Source organism: Streptomyces sp. JJ36, from assembly GCF_021696945.1.
Classification (GTDB): Bacteria; Actinomycetota; Actinomycetes; order Streptomycetales; family Streptomycetaceae; genus Streptomyces.
This window is the reverse complement of the sequence record NZ_JACYHE010000018.1, coordinates 63,062-77,360: the sequence shown is the minus strand read 5'-3', so window position 1 is coordinate 77,360 and position 14,299 is coordinate 63,062. Positions and strand designations below refer to the sequence as shown.

The window sequence follows — 14,299 nt, the reverse complement described above, 5'->3', positions numbered from 1 at the left end:
TGAACATCTTCGGATCGACCCGGCTCCGGCCGGAGCGCCGGTCCCCGAGACGCCGAGAGGAGGCGAGCCCAGTGATCAGCTTCATTACCACCGCGAGGAAGACGGACCGCTCGGCCGTCTCCACGTGCCTGCTCGGCTCCCGCTTCGACGGCACCGGTGTGTCCGGCGTCGTGCTGGGCGGCCGCGAGCGGCTCCTCGGCAATGAGCGACCGACCAAGGCACCCGCGGCAGCGGCGAAGGCACAGGCGTGCGCCTATGCCTTCGGCTTCGCGGCCAACGGTGCCGGCGAGGGTCGCCAGAAGCAGCAGCACCACCTGATGTGGGCCATCCGTGGCCACGAACCCTGGAGAGATCCAGCCTGATCGGCAGATCAGGTCGGCACCTTCCAGGGCCGCGGAACCCACACCGGGATCCGCGGCCCTTCTGTTTGCCCCAGCCGCCCGGTCACCAGCCGGGCCGACCAGACAACAGACCCGACAGACGAGGAAGACCCGACTGTGCACACCGACGCGCACGCCCCGTCACCGATGACCGACCTGATCCCGCCCGATGCCACGGAGGACTCCTTGAACGCCCCTCTCATCACCCTGAACGAGCTCGACGAGGCCATCGACCGCCTCGGTGTCGCCGTTCCCTGCCGCTCCTACGACCCGGAGGTCTTCTTCGCCGAGGCCCCCGCGGACGTCGAGTACGCCAAGTCGCTCTGCCAGACCTGCCCGCTGCGGGAGGCCTGCCTCGCCGGCGCGAAGGACCGCCGTGAGCCGTGGGGCGTCTGGGGCGGGGAGCTGTTCGTCCAGGGCGTCGTCGTACCCCGGAAGCGGCCCCGTGGCCGCCCGCGCAAGAACCCGGTCACGGCATGAGCACCCTCGGCACGATCGATCACCCGTCGACGCGCGATCCGGCGCTGCGTCACCTTCTCGAGCAGGACCCGACGATGAAGACCACCGACTTCCAGACCCCCGGCCGGCACCGTGACGACATCGGTGCGGCACGCCAGAAGAGGACCCGAGACATGCAACTCATGCCAGAATCACTGGCTCGTGCCCATATGGACTCACGCCTGCGCGAGGCCGAGTCCGAGCGCAGGGCGATGCGGGTGCTGCTCGCCCGCCGCCTGCAGCGCAGGGCGGAGCGCGCCTCGCTGCGCGCTCGCCGGGCCATCGCCATGGCGGTCATGCAGTGACCGGGCGATAGACCGAAGCAACGAGCGAACGAGGAACCGGGGCGTTGCGCCCCGGTTCCTCCGTGTATCCGGGGGGTGCGAGGGCTATCTTCGGGCGGGTGGAAGAGAAGAACCAGCCCGCGCCTACCGTGTGCTACCGGTGCGGAGCGGTCGCGGAAGGCCGGCCTGTCACCTGGGTCTGCTCCGTCGAGAACGGGGACCGGCGCTACTTCTGCCCCGAGTGCTCACGCGCCCATATCCGCGCCATCGAGGGGAGGCTCGATTCCTCCTGGTGGTGAGGCCACGAAGCCGGGCACCCAGTCCTCCAGCTCGTCCCGCATCCGTACCGTCGCGCCGAGCTGGCACAGGACGCCGATGGTGCTCAGCGTCACGCGGTGGATCAGCAGGTACGACGGCGGCAGGTTGAGCTGCCGGCCCAACTGGTGCGCGGGGGAACGGGGATCGGCTATCCGCGCCGCCTGCTCCCGCATCCAGCCCCGGTCGAAGGTGAAGGCGTCCGCCCGGGCCGGCTCGATGATGGGCACCAGGTAGTCCAGCACCGCGGCCGGGTCCAGCTCGATCGTCTCCTTGACGAAGCCCTCCTCGCACAGCAGGTCGTAGACCCCCTCCGCCCGGTCCTCGAGCGCCATCCGCAGCGCCGTCCCGATCGTCTGGGGCAGGCCCTCGGGCAGCCGGTCCACGGTGCCGAAGTCCATCACCCCCAGCCGCCACCGCTCCGGCGGGCCCTCCGGTGCGTCCTCGGTGAGCAGCCGGAAGTTGCCCGGATGCGGGTCGGCGTGGAGCAGGCCCGTGCGGGCCGTGCCGGAGAAGAGGAAGCGCGTCAGGAGCTGCCCCGCGCGGTCCCGCTCCGCCTCGTCGCCCTCCCGGATCACCCGGGAGAGCGGTACCCCCTCCAGCCACTCGGTGACCAGCACGCACTCGCCCTGGTGCACCACCCGCGGCACGCACACGTCCGGGTCGTCCGCGAACTCCTCGGCGTACGTCTGCTGGGCCTCCGCCTCCAGGGCGTAGTCCAGCTCCTCGGTGACCCGGTCGCGCAGCTCCTCGATCAGCGGCTTGAGATCCATCCCGGGGATCAGAGGGCCCAGCAGCCGGGCGAAGCGGCCGAGCTGGGAGAGATCCGAGATCAGCGCCTCCCCGGCGCCGGGGTACTGCACCTTCACGGCGACCGGACGCCCGTCGTGCCAGACCCCGCGGTGCACCTGGCCGATGGAGGCCGCAGCCGCCGGTTTGTCCTCGAACTCCTCGAAGAGGGCGCGCCAGTCCTCGCCCAGGTGCTCCGCCAGCACCGCGTGCACCGTCTGTGTCGGCATCGGCGGCGCCGCCTCCTGGAGCTTGGTCAGGGTGGCGCGGTACGGCCCGGCGAGGTCCTCCGGGAGGGCGGACTCGAAGACGGACAGGGCCTGCCCGAACTTCATCGCCCCGCCCTTGAGCTCGCCCAGCACCCGGAAGAGCTGCTCGGCGGTGCGCTGCTGGAGCTCGTGCCCCACGAGATCCGCGGAGTAGCCGCCGATCCGCTTGCCCAGACCCCAGGTGGCGCGCCCGGCGAAGCCCAACGGCAGCGCGGCCAGCTTGGCGGTGCGGGTGACCGCCTTGCGGGGAAGATCGGACATGAACCCCTCCAAGTCACTGACTGCACGACCCAGTACGACCGAACGGCGCCATGCGGGGCGGAAGCACCGGCTACCCGGCCATTGTGGCCTGCCGCGGCATCGCTGCCGAGGGCGGAGGGGGGTGCGCCGGTGTGGCCGCACCGCAGGGGCACTCCGGATGCGCGGTGAGCTGCTCGGTGTCCGGCAGAAGATGGGGCAGCGCCAGCCGCAGGCGGTACCCCGCGCCACAGCCGCCGTCACCGTCCAGGAAGCTCAGCGCATAGGAGGCGACGGCCCCCGCGACCATCGTCGCCAGTGCGGCGTCGCAGGCGGGCACTCCGGTGCGTCTGCGCCCGCCCGTGCGCCACTGGCCCACCACCAGCGGCCAGCTCGGCTCCCGCTCCGCACGGGTGCGCAGCAGGCACCCCGCGCAGGGCGTCGTCCCCGGCAGCACCAGCGGGCCCACCACACCGGTCGCCTCGACGATCCCGCCGTACAGATGCGGGATGCCCGCCGCCAGGAAGCGCTCGGCACCGGCCGGGTCCGGGGCGTAGGCGTCCAGGCCGTCGCGCGGGGCGAGCACCGCCAGGGCGAGCCCGTCCCCGTCCCGGGTCCGGGCCGCCCGCGGCCAGGGGCGCGCCGCCCGTACGCTGCGGCGCGCCGCCGTGTCCCGGCGCTCCCCGGTGCGCTCCGCCGGGATGCCGCCGGGCAGGGTCTCCCAGGGCTCGACGTGACCCCCGTCCACGACGTCCACCCGGCCGACTCCCGCCGCCGAGAGCACCGTGGCCACCGTGGCCCCCACCCGGCCCGCGCCCCGCACCTGGACCCGCGCGGCCCGTCGCGCGGCAAGCCGGCGCGGACCGGCGCCGGGCTCGGGGTGCACGGCCCCCAGCGAGGCGAGATCGGCCCGCACCCCGTCACCCAGCTCGGCTGCCGCGGAGCGCTGCGCCGTGGCGTCGTCGAGCACCCCGGCGCGGGACAGCCGGTCCGTCAGCCGGTCCGCGGTGTCCGGGGGCAGCCCCAGCTCGCCGGCCTCGGCACGGAGCCGCGGCAGACTCCGGGTGCCGTCCAGCAGGTCGAGGAAGGCGGCCGTCGCGTCGTCCACGGGACCGAGCAGTACGGCGTGCGCCGGCGCCACGCCGTACTGCACGGTCTGCCGGTCCCGCCATGCCCGTCGCAGCGCGGGCTTGATCATCGGATGCATGACGCCAGCATGCGCGTTTCCGGCGCAGCGGGCTCCGCGCTGTCCACAGCCCCGATGGGATCGTCGTACGCATCCTCGGCGGGCGGCCCCTCCCGCCCTTGCCGCCGCCCACTCTCCCCGCGGGACGAGGCGTGTGACGGTCGCGGGGCGGGAGGCATTCCGGCCCCCGCAGCGGGTAACGTCGGGGCGTGTCCGCCGATCCCCTGAAGAGCGCCGACCGGGGCCTGGTCGAGGTGCGCCGCAGCGCGCGGCGCAGACGGACGGTCTCCGCCTACCGGGAGGGCGACCGCACCATCGTGCTGCTGCCCGCCCGGATGTCCGCAGACGAGGAGAAGCGCTGGATCGGCGTCATGCTGGACAAGCTGGCCGCACAGGAGAGCCGGCGGATGCCGGGCGACCGGGAGCTCGCGGAACGGGCCGAGCACCTCTCCCGGCAGTACCTCCAGGGCCGCGCCCGGCCGGCCACGGTGCGCTGGGTCACCAACCAGAACACCCGCTGGGGCTCCTGCACCCCGGCCGAGCGCAGCATCCGGCTCTCCCACCGGCTCCAGGGCATGCCGGAGTACGTCCTGGACTACGTGCTCCTCCACGAACTGGCCCATCTGCTGGTGCCCGGTCACGGTCCCCGGTTCTGGAAGCTGCTGGAGGGCTATCCCCGTACCGAGCGGGCCCGCGGCTTCCTGGAGGGCGTGGTCGCCGCGGACCGGCTCCCGCACGTTCCCGCCGCAGGGGAGGATGGATCCGTCACCGGTACCCGCTAGCCTGGCGCGACGCACACTCACGGCTCACCGGATGGGGGACGGTCGTTACGTATGGCCAGGGAATTCCAACGCGGCCACAAGGCCAGGATCAGTGACCTGACGGCGGGCACGGATCTGTACGTCGGCGTGCAGATCTCCGGGCCCGGTCTCAGCTTCGACATCGGCTGCTTCGGCCTCGACGCCGGGGAACAGCTTTCCGACGACCGGTACTTCGTCTTCTTCAACCAGCCGAAGTCGCCGGAGGAGGCCGTCCAGCTCCTCGGCGCGCAGGCCGGGGACACCGAGTCCTTCCGGGTCACGCTGGACCGGATTCCGGCGCACGTCCAGAAGCTCTCGTTCACCGCGGCGCTCGACGGCGCGGGTCAGATGTCCCAGATCGGCCCGGGGTACCTGCGGATCGTGGCGGGCGGCGAGGAGGTCGCGCGCTATCCCTTCGACGGATCGGAGTTCACCTCCGAACGCGCCGTGATGCTGGGCGACTTCTATCTGAAGGACGTCTGGCGGTTCGCCGCCGTGGGCCAGGGCTTCGACGGCGGCCTGGAGGCGTTGCTCCGGCACTTCGGCGGCGAGGTGCTGGAGGAGGAGCAGCCCGCGGCGCCGGACGGCGGTTCCGCGGTGCCCGGTTTCGCGCCCCCGCCCGGCCCGGCCGGCCCGGACAGCACCGTGACGCCCGCCCAGCCCGCGCCCGGCTTCGCGCCGCCGCCGGGTGCCGCCCCGGCGGGGCAGCCCCAGCAGCCGCAGGCGCCCCAGCAGGTGCCCCCGCCGCCGCAGCAGCCGGCACACCCCGCCGCGCAGCAGCCCCCGGCCTTCGGCGCGCCCCAGGCCCCCCCTCCGCCCCAGGCCCCGCAGCCGCCGCAGCAGGTGCCCCCGCCGCAGCCCCCGGCGCCCGGCCCACGGGACCAGGCGTCGACACCCACCGTCGCCGCTCCGGTCCCCCCGCCGCCCGGGCAGCAGGGACCGCCCCAGCCGGTGCCGCCGCCCGGCGCACCGCAGGGCGTGCCGCAGCAGCCCTACGGACCGCCCCAGGCCCAGCCGGTGCCACCCCCCGGGGCCCAGCAGCCGCCGGCCCCCGGCGTGCCCGGCCAGGCGCAGCAGCCCCCGGCCCCCGCCGCCCCGGGCCAGTCCCTGCCGAACCCCTTCGGCGGGCAGGCGCCGCAGGCACCCGCCGTCCCGCAGAGCCCGGCGGCCGGCCTCGGCGCCGGCCTGGAGAAGTACCGGGAGGCCCCCACCGGGCAGCGCTGGACGCTGCAGAACGGCCAGCTCGCCCGGGTCGACCTGGGCGTGGACGGCCAGCCGGTGCTCGCCCGGCAGGGCAGCATGGTGCTCTACCAGGGCAAGGTCGACTTCGGCTACAAGGGCGCCGGTTTCCGCGGCCGGGTCGTCGGCAACGCCACCGGCCAGGAGATGCAGCTCATGCGCTGCTCCGGCGGCGGCCAGGTGTTCTTCGCGGACAACTCCGCCCATCTGCACCCGATCGAGCTCCAGGGCGACGCCCTGTGCGTCTCGGCCGAGAACGTCCTCGCCTTCGACGAGTCGCTCCAGCACGAGGTGCGCCGCATCGAGGGCCACGGCATCCCGGGCGGCGCGCTGTTCACCCTGCAGTTCCAGGGCACCGGCACGGTCGTGGTCAAGACGCGGGGCACGCCCGTGGTGCTGCCCGTGACCCCGACGACCTTCGCGGACGCGGACGCGGTCGTCGCCTGGTCCGCGGCCGCCCAGGTGATCGTCTCCAGCCAGGTGCGGCTGCGCCGTCAGGCCTATCCGGGGCACAGCGGGGAGTCCGTGAACCTCCAGTTCCGGGCCGCGCCCGGCAACTTCGTCGTCGTCCAGCCCTGCGAGGTCTGAGGGAGCCCGCCATGAACCAGCAACTCGTCTCGGGCTACGCCCCGACCCAGCCCGCCGCCCGCATGGAGAACCACGGCACCAGCATGCTCAAGGTCGCCATGCAGTCCGGCCAGGACCTGTTCGCGCGCACCGGATCGATGGTCGCCTACGAGGGCTTCGTGCAGTACGAGCCCAACCCGCCCGCGGTGCGCCAGACGGCCTCCCAGTGGCTCACCGGCGAGGGCGCGCCGCTGATGCGCTGCCACGGCGACGGCATGCTCTATCTCGCCGACTACGGCGCCGACGTGGTGGTGCTCAACCTCGCGGAGGACAGCCTCTCGGTGAACGGCACCAACCTCCTCGCCTTCGACGCCCATCTGAACTGGGGCGTCCAGCGGGTCAAGGGCATGGCGAAGTTCTCCGGCCAGGGCCTGTTCAACGTGGCGATCTCCGGGACCGGCTGGGTGGCCGTCACCACCCGCGGCACCCCGGTGGTCGTCGACTGCGGCCGCGGCGCGGACGAGACCTGTGTCGACCCGGACGCCCTGGTGGCCTGGTCGACCCACCTGAAGATGAAGGGCAAGCGCAGCTTCAAGGCGTCGTCGATGATCGGCCGGGGCAGCGGGGAGGCCTACCAGCTCGGCTTCTCCGGCGAGGGCTTCGTCGTCGTGCAGCCCAGCGAGGACAGCGCCGACCGCCTGCGGGCCCGGGGCTGAGGGGGAGCGAGGAAGAATGCAGAGTCCGCTTTTCGGCCACACCGAGGTCCAGACCGGCGAACGCTGGAGCCTGCAGAACGAACGCCTGCTGCGGGTCGCGCTCAGCGGCCACGAGGACGTGCTCGCCCGGCAGGGCAGCATGGTCGCCTACCAGGGCATGCTGGAGTTCGACGGCGAGTACCAGACCCGCGGCCAGCGCCGCGACCGCGCCATGACCGGAGAGGGCCTGGATCTCATGCGGGTCTCCGGCGAGGGCACGGTCTTCCTGGCCAACCTCGCGCAGTACGTGCACATCATGGACGTCGACCACCAGGGCCTGACGGTCGACAGCCAGTACGTCCTGGCGCTCGACTCGGGGCTGCACTGGGAGGTCATCTCGGTGGACAGCCAGTACGGTGTCTCCGGCTCCGGGAAGTACAACCTCAACATCACCGGCCAGGGCCGGGTCGCCCTCATGACCTCGGGCCAGCCGCTGATGCTCCGGGTCACCCCGGACGCGTACGCCAACGCCGACTCGGACGCCGTGGTGGCCTGGTCCGCCTCGCTGCGGGTCCAGATGCAGGCACAGACCAGCTCCTCGGGCGTGTGGCGCCGGCGCGGCAACACCGGTGAGGGCTGGGAACTCAGCTTCATGGGCGAGGGCTACGCCCTGGTGCAGCCCAGCGAGCTGCTGCTGCCGCAGAACGCGGTGCTCGGGCAGGGCCTCGCCGCCCAGTACGGCATGGGCCAGCACGGCGCCCGCGGTCAGAACCAGGGCAACATCTGGACCAACTGAGCCCGTGGCGACGCGGGGGCCGGGCGGTCGTCCCGGCCCCGCGTCACCACGGCCGGTGCCTGCGGGGGGCGCGCACGGGCTCAGACCCGGACGCTCTCCACCAGCCGCACCACCGAGCCGTCGGCCACCCTGTCCACCTCGTCCCAGGGGAACCAGCGCAGGTCCAGCGACTCCTCGCTCACCGCCTCCACGGCGTCCTGCGACGCCAGCGCCGCGTACTGCACGTCGAGATGCCAGGCGCAGGGCGTCCGGTGCCGGTCCAGCCGCATCGGTCCGCCCGGCAGCAGGGCCAGCCCGGGAATGCCGGACTCCTCGGTCGCCTCCCGCAGCGCCGCCTCGCCGAGCGTGGCGTCCGACGGTTCGCAGTGCCCGCCCGTCTGCAGCCACATCCGCAGCTTGCGGTGGAGCGTCAGCAGCACCCGCTCCCGCTCCGGGTCGACCACCAGCGCGCTGGCGGTGAGATGCCCGGCCGTACAGCTCCTGGCCATGGCGTCCGGGTGGGCGGCCAGGTGCTCCAGATAGCTCTGCCGCAGCCGTTCCTGTCCGGTGTCGGGAGCCCGCCACTGCGTGAGCACCCGTACGGCGTCCTGGTGCAGCCCCGCGCCGGCGTACGGCCCGGGGACCTGCTGCCCGGTCACCGCCGCCCGTCGCCGGCGTCGCCCGGGCCGTCCCCGTCCTCACCCGTGGCGGGACCGCGCTCGCCCGGGCCATCCTCGCCCGGACCCTTCTTCCGAGGGCCGCCTGCGCCGCCGCCGGCGGCGTCACCGAGCATCTTGTCCAGCTCCGAGAAGTCGGGCTGCTCCCGGTGCACGAAGCCGTCCGGGTCGTCCAGGTCCCCGGCGGTCGGCAGCATGTCCGGGTGCGCCCAGAGCCCGTCCCGGCCCTCGACGCCCCGCGCATCCGTGAGCGAGGCCCACAGCCGGGCCGCGTCCCGCAGCCGCCGCGGCCGCAGCTCCAGACCGATCAGCGTGGCGAAGGTCTGCTCCGCGGGCCCGCCGGAGGCACGGCGCCGCCGCAGCGTCTCGCGCAGCGCGCCCGCCGACGGCAGATGCGGCTCGGCCGCGGTGTGCACCACCGCGTCCACCCAGCCCTCGACCAGGGCCAGCGCCGTCTCCAGCCGGGCCAGCGCCGCCTTCTGCTCCGGCGTGTCCTCCGGCTGGAACATGCCCTGCTGCAACGCTTCCTGCAGCTCCTCGGGCCGCTGCGGGTCGAGCTGCCCGACCACGTCCTCCAGCTTCGCGGTGTCCACCTTGATCCCGCGGGCGTACCCCTCCACGGCGCCGAAGAGGTGCGAGCGCAGCCACGGCACATGGGCGAAGAGCCGCTGGTGCGCCGCCTCGCGCAGCGCCAGATACAGCCGCACCTCCTCCTGCGGCACGCCCAGTCCCCTGCCGAACGCCTCGACGTTCACCGGCAGCAGCGCGGCCTTGCCGGCCGGGCCGAGCGGCAGCCCGACGTCCGTGGAACCGACGACCTCGCCGGCGAGCACCCCGAGCGCCTGCCCGATCTGCGTCCCGAACATCGCGCCGCCCATCGAGCGCATCATGCCGAGCAGCGGGCCGGCCATGGCCTGCATCTCCTCGGGCAGCACATCGCCCATGGCGGCGCCGACGCGCTCCGCCACCGGGTCGACCAGGTCCTTCCAGACCGGCAGCGTCGCCTCGACCCACTCGGCGCGGCTCCACGCCACGGCCGACCCGGAGCCGGAGGGGAGGGACGTGGCGCCGTCCAGCCACAGGTCCGCCAGACGCACGGCCTCCTCGACCGCGGCCCGCTCCGCCGGACCCACGCTGGTGTCCTTGGAGCCCTCCGGGCCGCCCTGGGCGACGGTCTGGCGCGCGATGTCCTTGGCCATGTCCCAGTTCACCGGGCCGCCCTCGTAGGAGAGCATCTGGCCCAGCCGCTGGAACGCCGCACCGAGGTCGCCCGGGTCGAAGGAGCCGCCCGGGCCGCCGCCCAGCGAGCCGAACATCGCCGCCAGCGGGTTCTCCGCACCGCCCTGGCCGCCCTGGCCGCCGCCGAAGCCGAAGGGGTTCGCCTGGCCGCCCTTGCCGGGCTCCCGGCCCTCGCCGCCCTTCTTCCTGCTGTCGTCGTCCCCGTCCTCCGGCTCCTCGGGAGGTACGCCGAATCCGAATGGGCTGTCACTCACGGTTTCCTCGGCTCTGTCTCGTCGGACGGTGCGCATCGCGCGACCGGTGTGTTCCGGTGCAATCCGTTCTGCACCGGGATGTTCCGGTGTCTTCCGGTGTGATCTGTCTGCGATCTGGCGGGCTCTGCCTCCAGCCTAGACACCCGTCAGGCAGGATGGAGCCTCCGCACCTCGTACCAGAAACAACCACTGGAGACGCCCGGTGAGTTCCTCCGAGACCGACGTTCGCGCAGCGCGAACCCCCACCGTCGCCGTGACCGGGGCCGCCTCGGGGGTGGGCGCGCTGCTCACCGAGCGGCTGGCGGCCTCGGCGGAGATCAAGCAGGTCGTGGCCGTGGACGAGCGGCGCGGCGAGGTGAGCGAGGCCCAGTGGCACATCCTGGACGTGCGCGATCCGGCCATCGCCGACCGGCTGCGGGGGGAGGGGCACGCCGTCGACGTCGTGGTGCACCTCGCCCTCGATCTGGACCTGGAGTCCGATCCCGCCGCCCGCACCGCGTTCAACGTGCGCGGCACCCAGACCGTGCTGACCGCCGCGGCGGCGGCCGGGGTGCGCCGTGTGGTGCTGTGCACCTCGGCCATGGTCTACGGCGCGCACCCGGACAACGACGTGCCGCTCGCCGAGGACGCCGAGCTGCGGGCGACCGCCGAGGCCACCGGCGTCGGCGACCTGCTGGAGATCGAACGGCTCGCGCGCCGCGCTCCCCGTGCCCACCCCGGGCTGAACGTCACCGTGGTACGTCCCGCCCTGCTCGTCGGCGGCACCGACACCGCGCTCACCCGTTACTTCGAGTCGCCCCGGCTGCTGGTGGCCGCCGGTTCCCGGCCGTGCTGGCAGTTCTGCCATGTGGAGGACCTGGTCAGCGCGCTGGAGTACGCGGCGCTGGAGAAGGCGGAGGGGGAGCTGGCGGTCGGCTGCGACGGCTGGCTGGAGCAGGAGGAGGTCGAGGAGCTGACGGGCATCCGCCGCATGGAGCTGCCGTCCGCCGTCGCCCTGGGCGCGGCCTCCCGGCTGCACCGGCTCGGCCTCACCCCGTCCCCGGCCGGTGACCTGGCGTACACGATGCATCCCTGGGTGGTCAGCGGCCGGCGGCTGCACGAGGCGGGCTGGCGCCCGGCCTGGACCAACGAGGAGGTGCTGGCCGAGTTGCTGGAGGAGGTCGCGGGCCGGCACACGGTGGCGGGCCGGCGACTGGGGCGCAAGGACGCCACGGCGGCCGGTGCGGCGGGTGCGACGGTGGCCCTGCTGGGCACGGCGGCCCTGGTCAGGCGGGCCCGCCGGCGGCGCGGGCTGTGACCGGGGCACCGGACGGCGGTTCCGGTACGGGCCCGGGTAGGGCAGCATGAACCGCATGGCACAGACGTACGACCACCCCGGTGAGCAGGCGGCGCCGGACCCGATCCGCCTGCTCGGCGTCCGTGAGACGCCGCTCTCCCTCGACGAGGTCTTCACCGCCGTCGGCGATCCCTCGGCGGGCGGCACCGCCCTCTTCGTCGGCACGGTGCGGGACCACGACGGCGGCAGCGACGTCACCCGGCTGGGCTACTCGTCGCACCCGACCGCCGAGGCGGAGCTCCGCCGGGTGGCGGAGAAGGTCGCCGCGGACTTCCCGGTGCGGGCGCTGGCGGCGGTGCACCGGGTGGGGGACCTGGGTGTGGGGGACGTCGCGGTGATCGTCGCGGTCTCCTGCCCGCACCGCGGGGAGGCCTTCGCGGCCTGCCGCCGCCTGATCGACGACCTCAAGCACGAGGTCCCCCTCTGGAAGCACCAGACCTTCTCGGACGGCACCGAGGAATGGGTCGGCGCGTAGCGCCGTCCGTGAGGGGTGGTGGTCGGGTGACGGGAGGGCCGGTGCGGGTACCGCCCGCGTGTTCCTGTTGCGTAACCCGGGCCGGCAGCCGAGCGTTGTTACCGCCAAGAGTTAAATGTGCTCATCGGCCGGGTCTGCGTCCGGCCGCAGGCCTGCGAGGGTCGGGAGGTTCTCGATGGCGGCTCTCCTCTGGCTACTGATTCCTCTCGCCGCCGGTGTGGCGGCCAGCGTGTGGGGCGGCTGGGCCGTGCGCCGGCGCACGGCACCTCCGGACGCCGCCGGGGTGGCCGGATATGAGCGGTTCCGCGCCGCGATGGAGCGCACGCACGGCGCCGAGTGCGTGGCGCCCGCGGCGTCCACGCCCCGCCTCCCGGCCGGTGCCGGAGGGGTCCCGGACGGGCGGGCCCGGGAAGCCCGCTGAGGGACCGGTCGCGTACTGTCGGTGGCATGCCTCGCCGCACCGCGTCCATGCTCGCGTCCACACTGCTGCTCATAGCCATGCTCTGCGCGGCGGTGCTGATCGAGGTGCCGTACGCAGGCATGTCGCCCGGTCCGACATACAACACGCTGGGCAAGGTGCACGGCGAGGAGGTGCTGTCCTTCCCGGACCGGGACGTCTCGGACAACCGCGCCAGCGGCCATCTCAACATGACCACGGTCCGCGTGACGGGCTCCGAGTACCGGATGAACCTCTTCGAGGCGGTCTACGGCTGGATCAGCGACGACGACGCCGTGGTGCCGCACTCCACGCTCTACCCCGACGACAAGTCGGCGGAGGAGGTGGACGAGGAGAACGCCGAGGAGTTCAGCCGGTCCCAGGAGAGCGCCAAGGTGGCCGCGCTCCGGGAGCTGGGCAGGAAGGTCCCGACGCGGGTGATCGTGCAGTCCGTGCTGAAGGGCGGCCCCTCGCAGGGTGTCCTGCACGCCGGAGACGTGATCAAGGCCGTGGACGGGAAGCGGGTCAGGACGCCGCAGCAGGTGGCCGACCTGGTGACGAAGCACGAGCCCGGTGAGAAGGTCCGCTTCACCGTCGTCCCGGCGGACCGTGCCGAGGCCGCCGAGAAGGCGAAGAAGAACCCTTCCGCGCTGGAGGGCGAGGAGCTCACCCTCAGCACGGAGAAGGCCGACGACGGCCGGGCCATCGTCGGCATCCAGCCCGGCACCGCGCACACCTTCCCGTTCCCCATCAAGATCACGCTGGCCGACGTCGGTGGCCCCAGCGCGGGCCTGATGTTCTCCCTGGGCATAGTGGACAAGCTGACGGACGAGGACCTGACCGGCGGTGCCTTCGTGGCCGGTACGGGCACCATCGACGACAAGGGCCGGGTCGGTGCCATCGGCGGCATCGGCATGAAGACCATCGCGGCGCGCGAGAAGGGCGCCGAGTTCTTCCTGACCCCGGCGCGGAACTGCGCGACGGCGGCCGCGGACAAGCCCGAGGGGCTGACCCTGGTCAAGGTGCGCACGCTGGACGACGCCCTGGACTCGCTGGAGAAGATACGCGAGGACCGGCTCTCCGGCCTGCCACGCTGCACCACCGGCTGACCGACCGGCTGCACCACCGGCCGGCCCGCCGGCCCGGCCCGGTGCCGGCCGCACCGAGCAGTACCGGGCCGGCGCCCGGTGGGGGAACCGGTGGCCGGGAAGTCAGCCGTCGAAGGTGGCCGCCAGCGCGTCCGCCAGCCCCGGCACCAGGTCGGGCCCGGTGAGCACCTCCGTCGCGGTGTCCTTCTCCCGGAGCCGCAGTGCCGACTCCCGCGTGCCGTCCCGCAGCACGGCGACCGTCATCCGTACCTCCTGGCGCTCCGGGTGCCCGGCCACCCAGCGGGCCAGCTCCGCTCCGTCCAGCTCGTCCGGCACCGACTCCTCCGCGCTCGGCGGCAGCATCAGCCGCTCGACGGTCAGCGCGCAGCCCGTCACGGCGTCCGGCCAGGCGATGGTGCCCAGGAACTCGTCGAGCGGCGTGCCGCCGGGCAGTTCCTCCTGCTCGACGGGGGTGAGCGCGCCCTCGCCGTCCCGGGGGCCCGGCTCCGTGCCGCCCTCCGCACCACCGAGCCGCGCGGCGAGCGCGGGCTCCTCGGCGCGCAGCCGCGCGGTGTCGACCAGCGCGAACAGCCGGGCGGGCCGGTCCCAGCCGAGCCCGGCGACATAGCCGTCGATCTCGAGAACGGCCCTGGTCAGCGGAGATGCGGCGAGGGGGGTGCCCTCGCCCGGGGAGTGGTCCGTGTCGTCCATGGCCCTATCGTGCCTTCCCGGACCCCAGGAACGGGAACTGAGTAAAGCT

At 73.7% G+C, this 14,299-nt stretch carries 16 protein-coding genes; 11 read left to right on the top strand and 5 right to left on the bottom strand.

The window, feature by feature from the left end; all coding sequences use genetic code 11:
* Window positions 1-71 precede the first annotated feature (71 nt).
* The 4 genes from HOY81_RS10365 (at window position 72) to HOY81_RS27670 (ending at window position 1,461) form a co-directional block, all read left to right on the top strand.
* Window positions 72-362 (top strand): hypothetical protein, encoded by a 291-nt coding sequence (locus tag HOY81_RS10365; RefSeq protein WP_237319975.1) that lies wholly within the window; start codon window positions 72-74, stop codon window positions 360-362.
* Window positions 363-497: 135 nt separating this feature from the next.
* Window positions 498-860 carry a WhiB family transcriptional regulator gene (locus HOY81_RS10360; protein ID WP_237319974.1) on the top strand — a complete coding sequence of 121 codons (363 nt, stop codon included), beginning with the start codon at window positions 498-500 and terminating at the stop codon, window positions 858-860.
* Window positions 857-1,183, top strand: coding sequence for a hypothetical protein (locus tag HOY81_RS10355; RefSeq protein WP_237319973.1), 327 nt, complete (start codon window positions 857-859; stop codon window positions 1,181-1,183). The genes HOY81_RS10360 and HOY81_RS10355 overlap by 4 nt, the downstream gene beginning before the upstream one ends.
* An 86-nt stretch (window positions 1,184-1,269) precedes the next feature.
* On the top strand, window positions 1,270-1,461 hold the full coding sequence (locus HOY81_RS27670; RefSeq protein WP_237319990.1) for a hypothetical protein: 192 nt from the start codon (window positions 1,270-1,272) through the stop codon (window positions 1,459-1,461).
* Here HOY81_RS27670 and HOY81_RS10345 read toward each other — a convergent pair.
* Complete coding sequence (locus HOY81_RS10345; protein WP_237319972.1) at window positions 1,408-2,796, bottom strand: AarF/ABC1/UbiB kinase family protein; 1,389 nt, start codon at window positions 2,794-2,796, stop codon at window positions 1,408-1,410. The two genes, HOY81_RS27670 and HOY81_RS10345, sit on opposite strands and share 54 nt — an antisense overlap.
* Window positions 2,797-2,866: 70 nt before the next feature.
* Window positions 2,867-3,979: a ThiF family adenylyltransferase gene (locus HOY81_RS10340; RefSeq protein ID WP_237319971.1), complete on the bottom strand. Its 1,113-nt coding sequence runs from the start codon at window positions 3,977-3,979 to the stop codon at window positions 2,867-2,869.
* A 188-nt stretch (window positions 3,980-4,167) separates the two neighbouring features.
* Between HOY81_RS10340 and HOY81_RS10335 the strand changes: the two genes are divergently transcribed.
* From HOY81_RS10335 to HOY81_RS10320, 4 genes are read left to right on the top strand one after another with little or no spacing between them, the layout of a single operon-like run.
* The gene (locus HOY81_RS10335) at window positions 4,168-4,740 is read left to right on the top strand and encodes a M48 family metallopeptidase (RefSeq protein WP_237319970.1); all 573 of its coding nucleotides are present in this window, start codon (window positions 4,168-4,170) and stop codon (window positions 4,738-4,740) included.
* Window positions 4,741-4,791: 51 nt separating this feature from the next.
* The gene (locus HOY81_RS10330; protein ID WP_237319969.1) at window positions 4,792-6,585 is read left to right on the top strand and encodes a TerD family protein; all 1,794 of its coding nucleotides are present in this window, start codon (window positions 4,792-4,794) and stop codon (window positions 6,583-6,585) included.
* Window positions 6,586-6,596: 11 nt separating this feature from the next.
* Window positions 6,597-7,280 (top strand): AIM24 family protein, encoded by a 684-nt coding sequence (locus HOY81_RS10325; protein ID WP_237319968.1) that lies wholly within the window; start codon window positions 6,597-6,599, stop codon window positions 7,278-7,280.
* A gap of 16 nt (window positions 7,281-7,296) precedes the next feature.
* The gene (locus HOY81_RS10320) at window positions 7,297-8,055 is read left to right on the top strand and encodes an AIM24 family protein (protein ID WP_237319967.1); all 759 of its coding nucleotides are present in this window, start codon (window positions 7,297-7,299) and stop codon (window positions 8,053-8,055) included.
* 80 nt (window positions 8,056-8,135) lie between these two features.
* On the opposite strand, the gene HOY81_RS10315 is transcribed toward HOY81_RS10320, so the two are convergent.
* Together HOY81_RS10315 and HOY81_RS10310 are read right to left on the bottom strand one after the other, a co-directional pair.
* Entirely contained in the window at window positions 8,136-8,651 is a 516-nt protein-coding gene (locus HOY81_RS10315) for an NUDIX hydrolase (protein ID WP_237319989.1), read from the bottom strand.
* A 38-nt stretch (window positions 8,652-8,689) separates the two neighbouring features.
* Window positions 8,690-10,204, bottom strand: coding sequence for a zinc-dependent metalloprotease (locus tag HOY81_RS10310; RefSeq protein WP_237319966.1), 1,515 nt, complete (start codon window positions 10,202-10,204; stop codon window positions 8,690-8,692).
* A 202-nt stretch (window positions 10,205-10,406) separates the two neighbouring features.
* Here HOY81_RS10310 and HOY81_RS10305 point away from each other — a divergent pair, with 202 nt between their 5' ends.
* From HOY81_RS10305 to HOY81_RS10295, 3 genes are all read left to right on the top strand, one after another.
* On the top strand, window positions 10,407-11,501 hold the full coding sequence (locus HOY81_RS10305) for an SDR family oxidoreductase (protein WP_237319965.1): 1,095 nt from the start codon (window positions 10,407-10,409) through the stop codon (window positions 11,499-11,501).
* Between the two features lie 55 nt (window positions 11,502-11,556).
* Window positions 11,557-12,015: a molybdenum cofactor biosynthesis protein MoaE gene (locus HOY81_RS10300; protein ID WP_237319964.1), complete on the top strand. Its 459-nt coding sequence runs from the start codon at window positions 11,557-11,559 to the stop codon at window positions 12,013-12,015.
* A gap of 447 nt (window positions 12,016-12,462) precedes the next feature.
* The gene (locus tag HOY81_RS10295; RefSeq protein ID WP_237319963.1) at window positions 12,463-13,560 is read left to right on the top strand and encodes a PDZ domain-containing protein; all 1,098 of its coding nucleotides are present in this window, start codon (window positions 12,463-12,465) and stop codon (window positions 13,558-13,560) included.
* Window positions 13,561-13,662: 102 nt separating this feature from the next.
* Here HOY81_RS10295 and HOY81_RS10290 read toward each other — a convergent pair whose 3' ends face one another.
* The gene (locus tag HOY81_RS10290) at window positions 13,663-14,250 is read right to left on the bottom strand and encodes a PPA1309 family protein (protein ID WP_237319962.1); all 588 of its coding nucleotides are present in this window, start codon (window positions 14,248-14,250) and stop codon (window positions 13,663-13,665) included.
* Window positions 14,251-14,299: the final 49 nt, after the last annotated feature.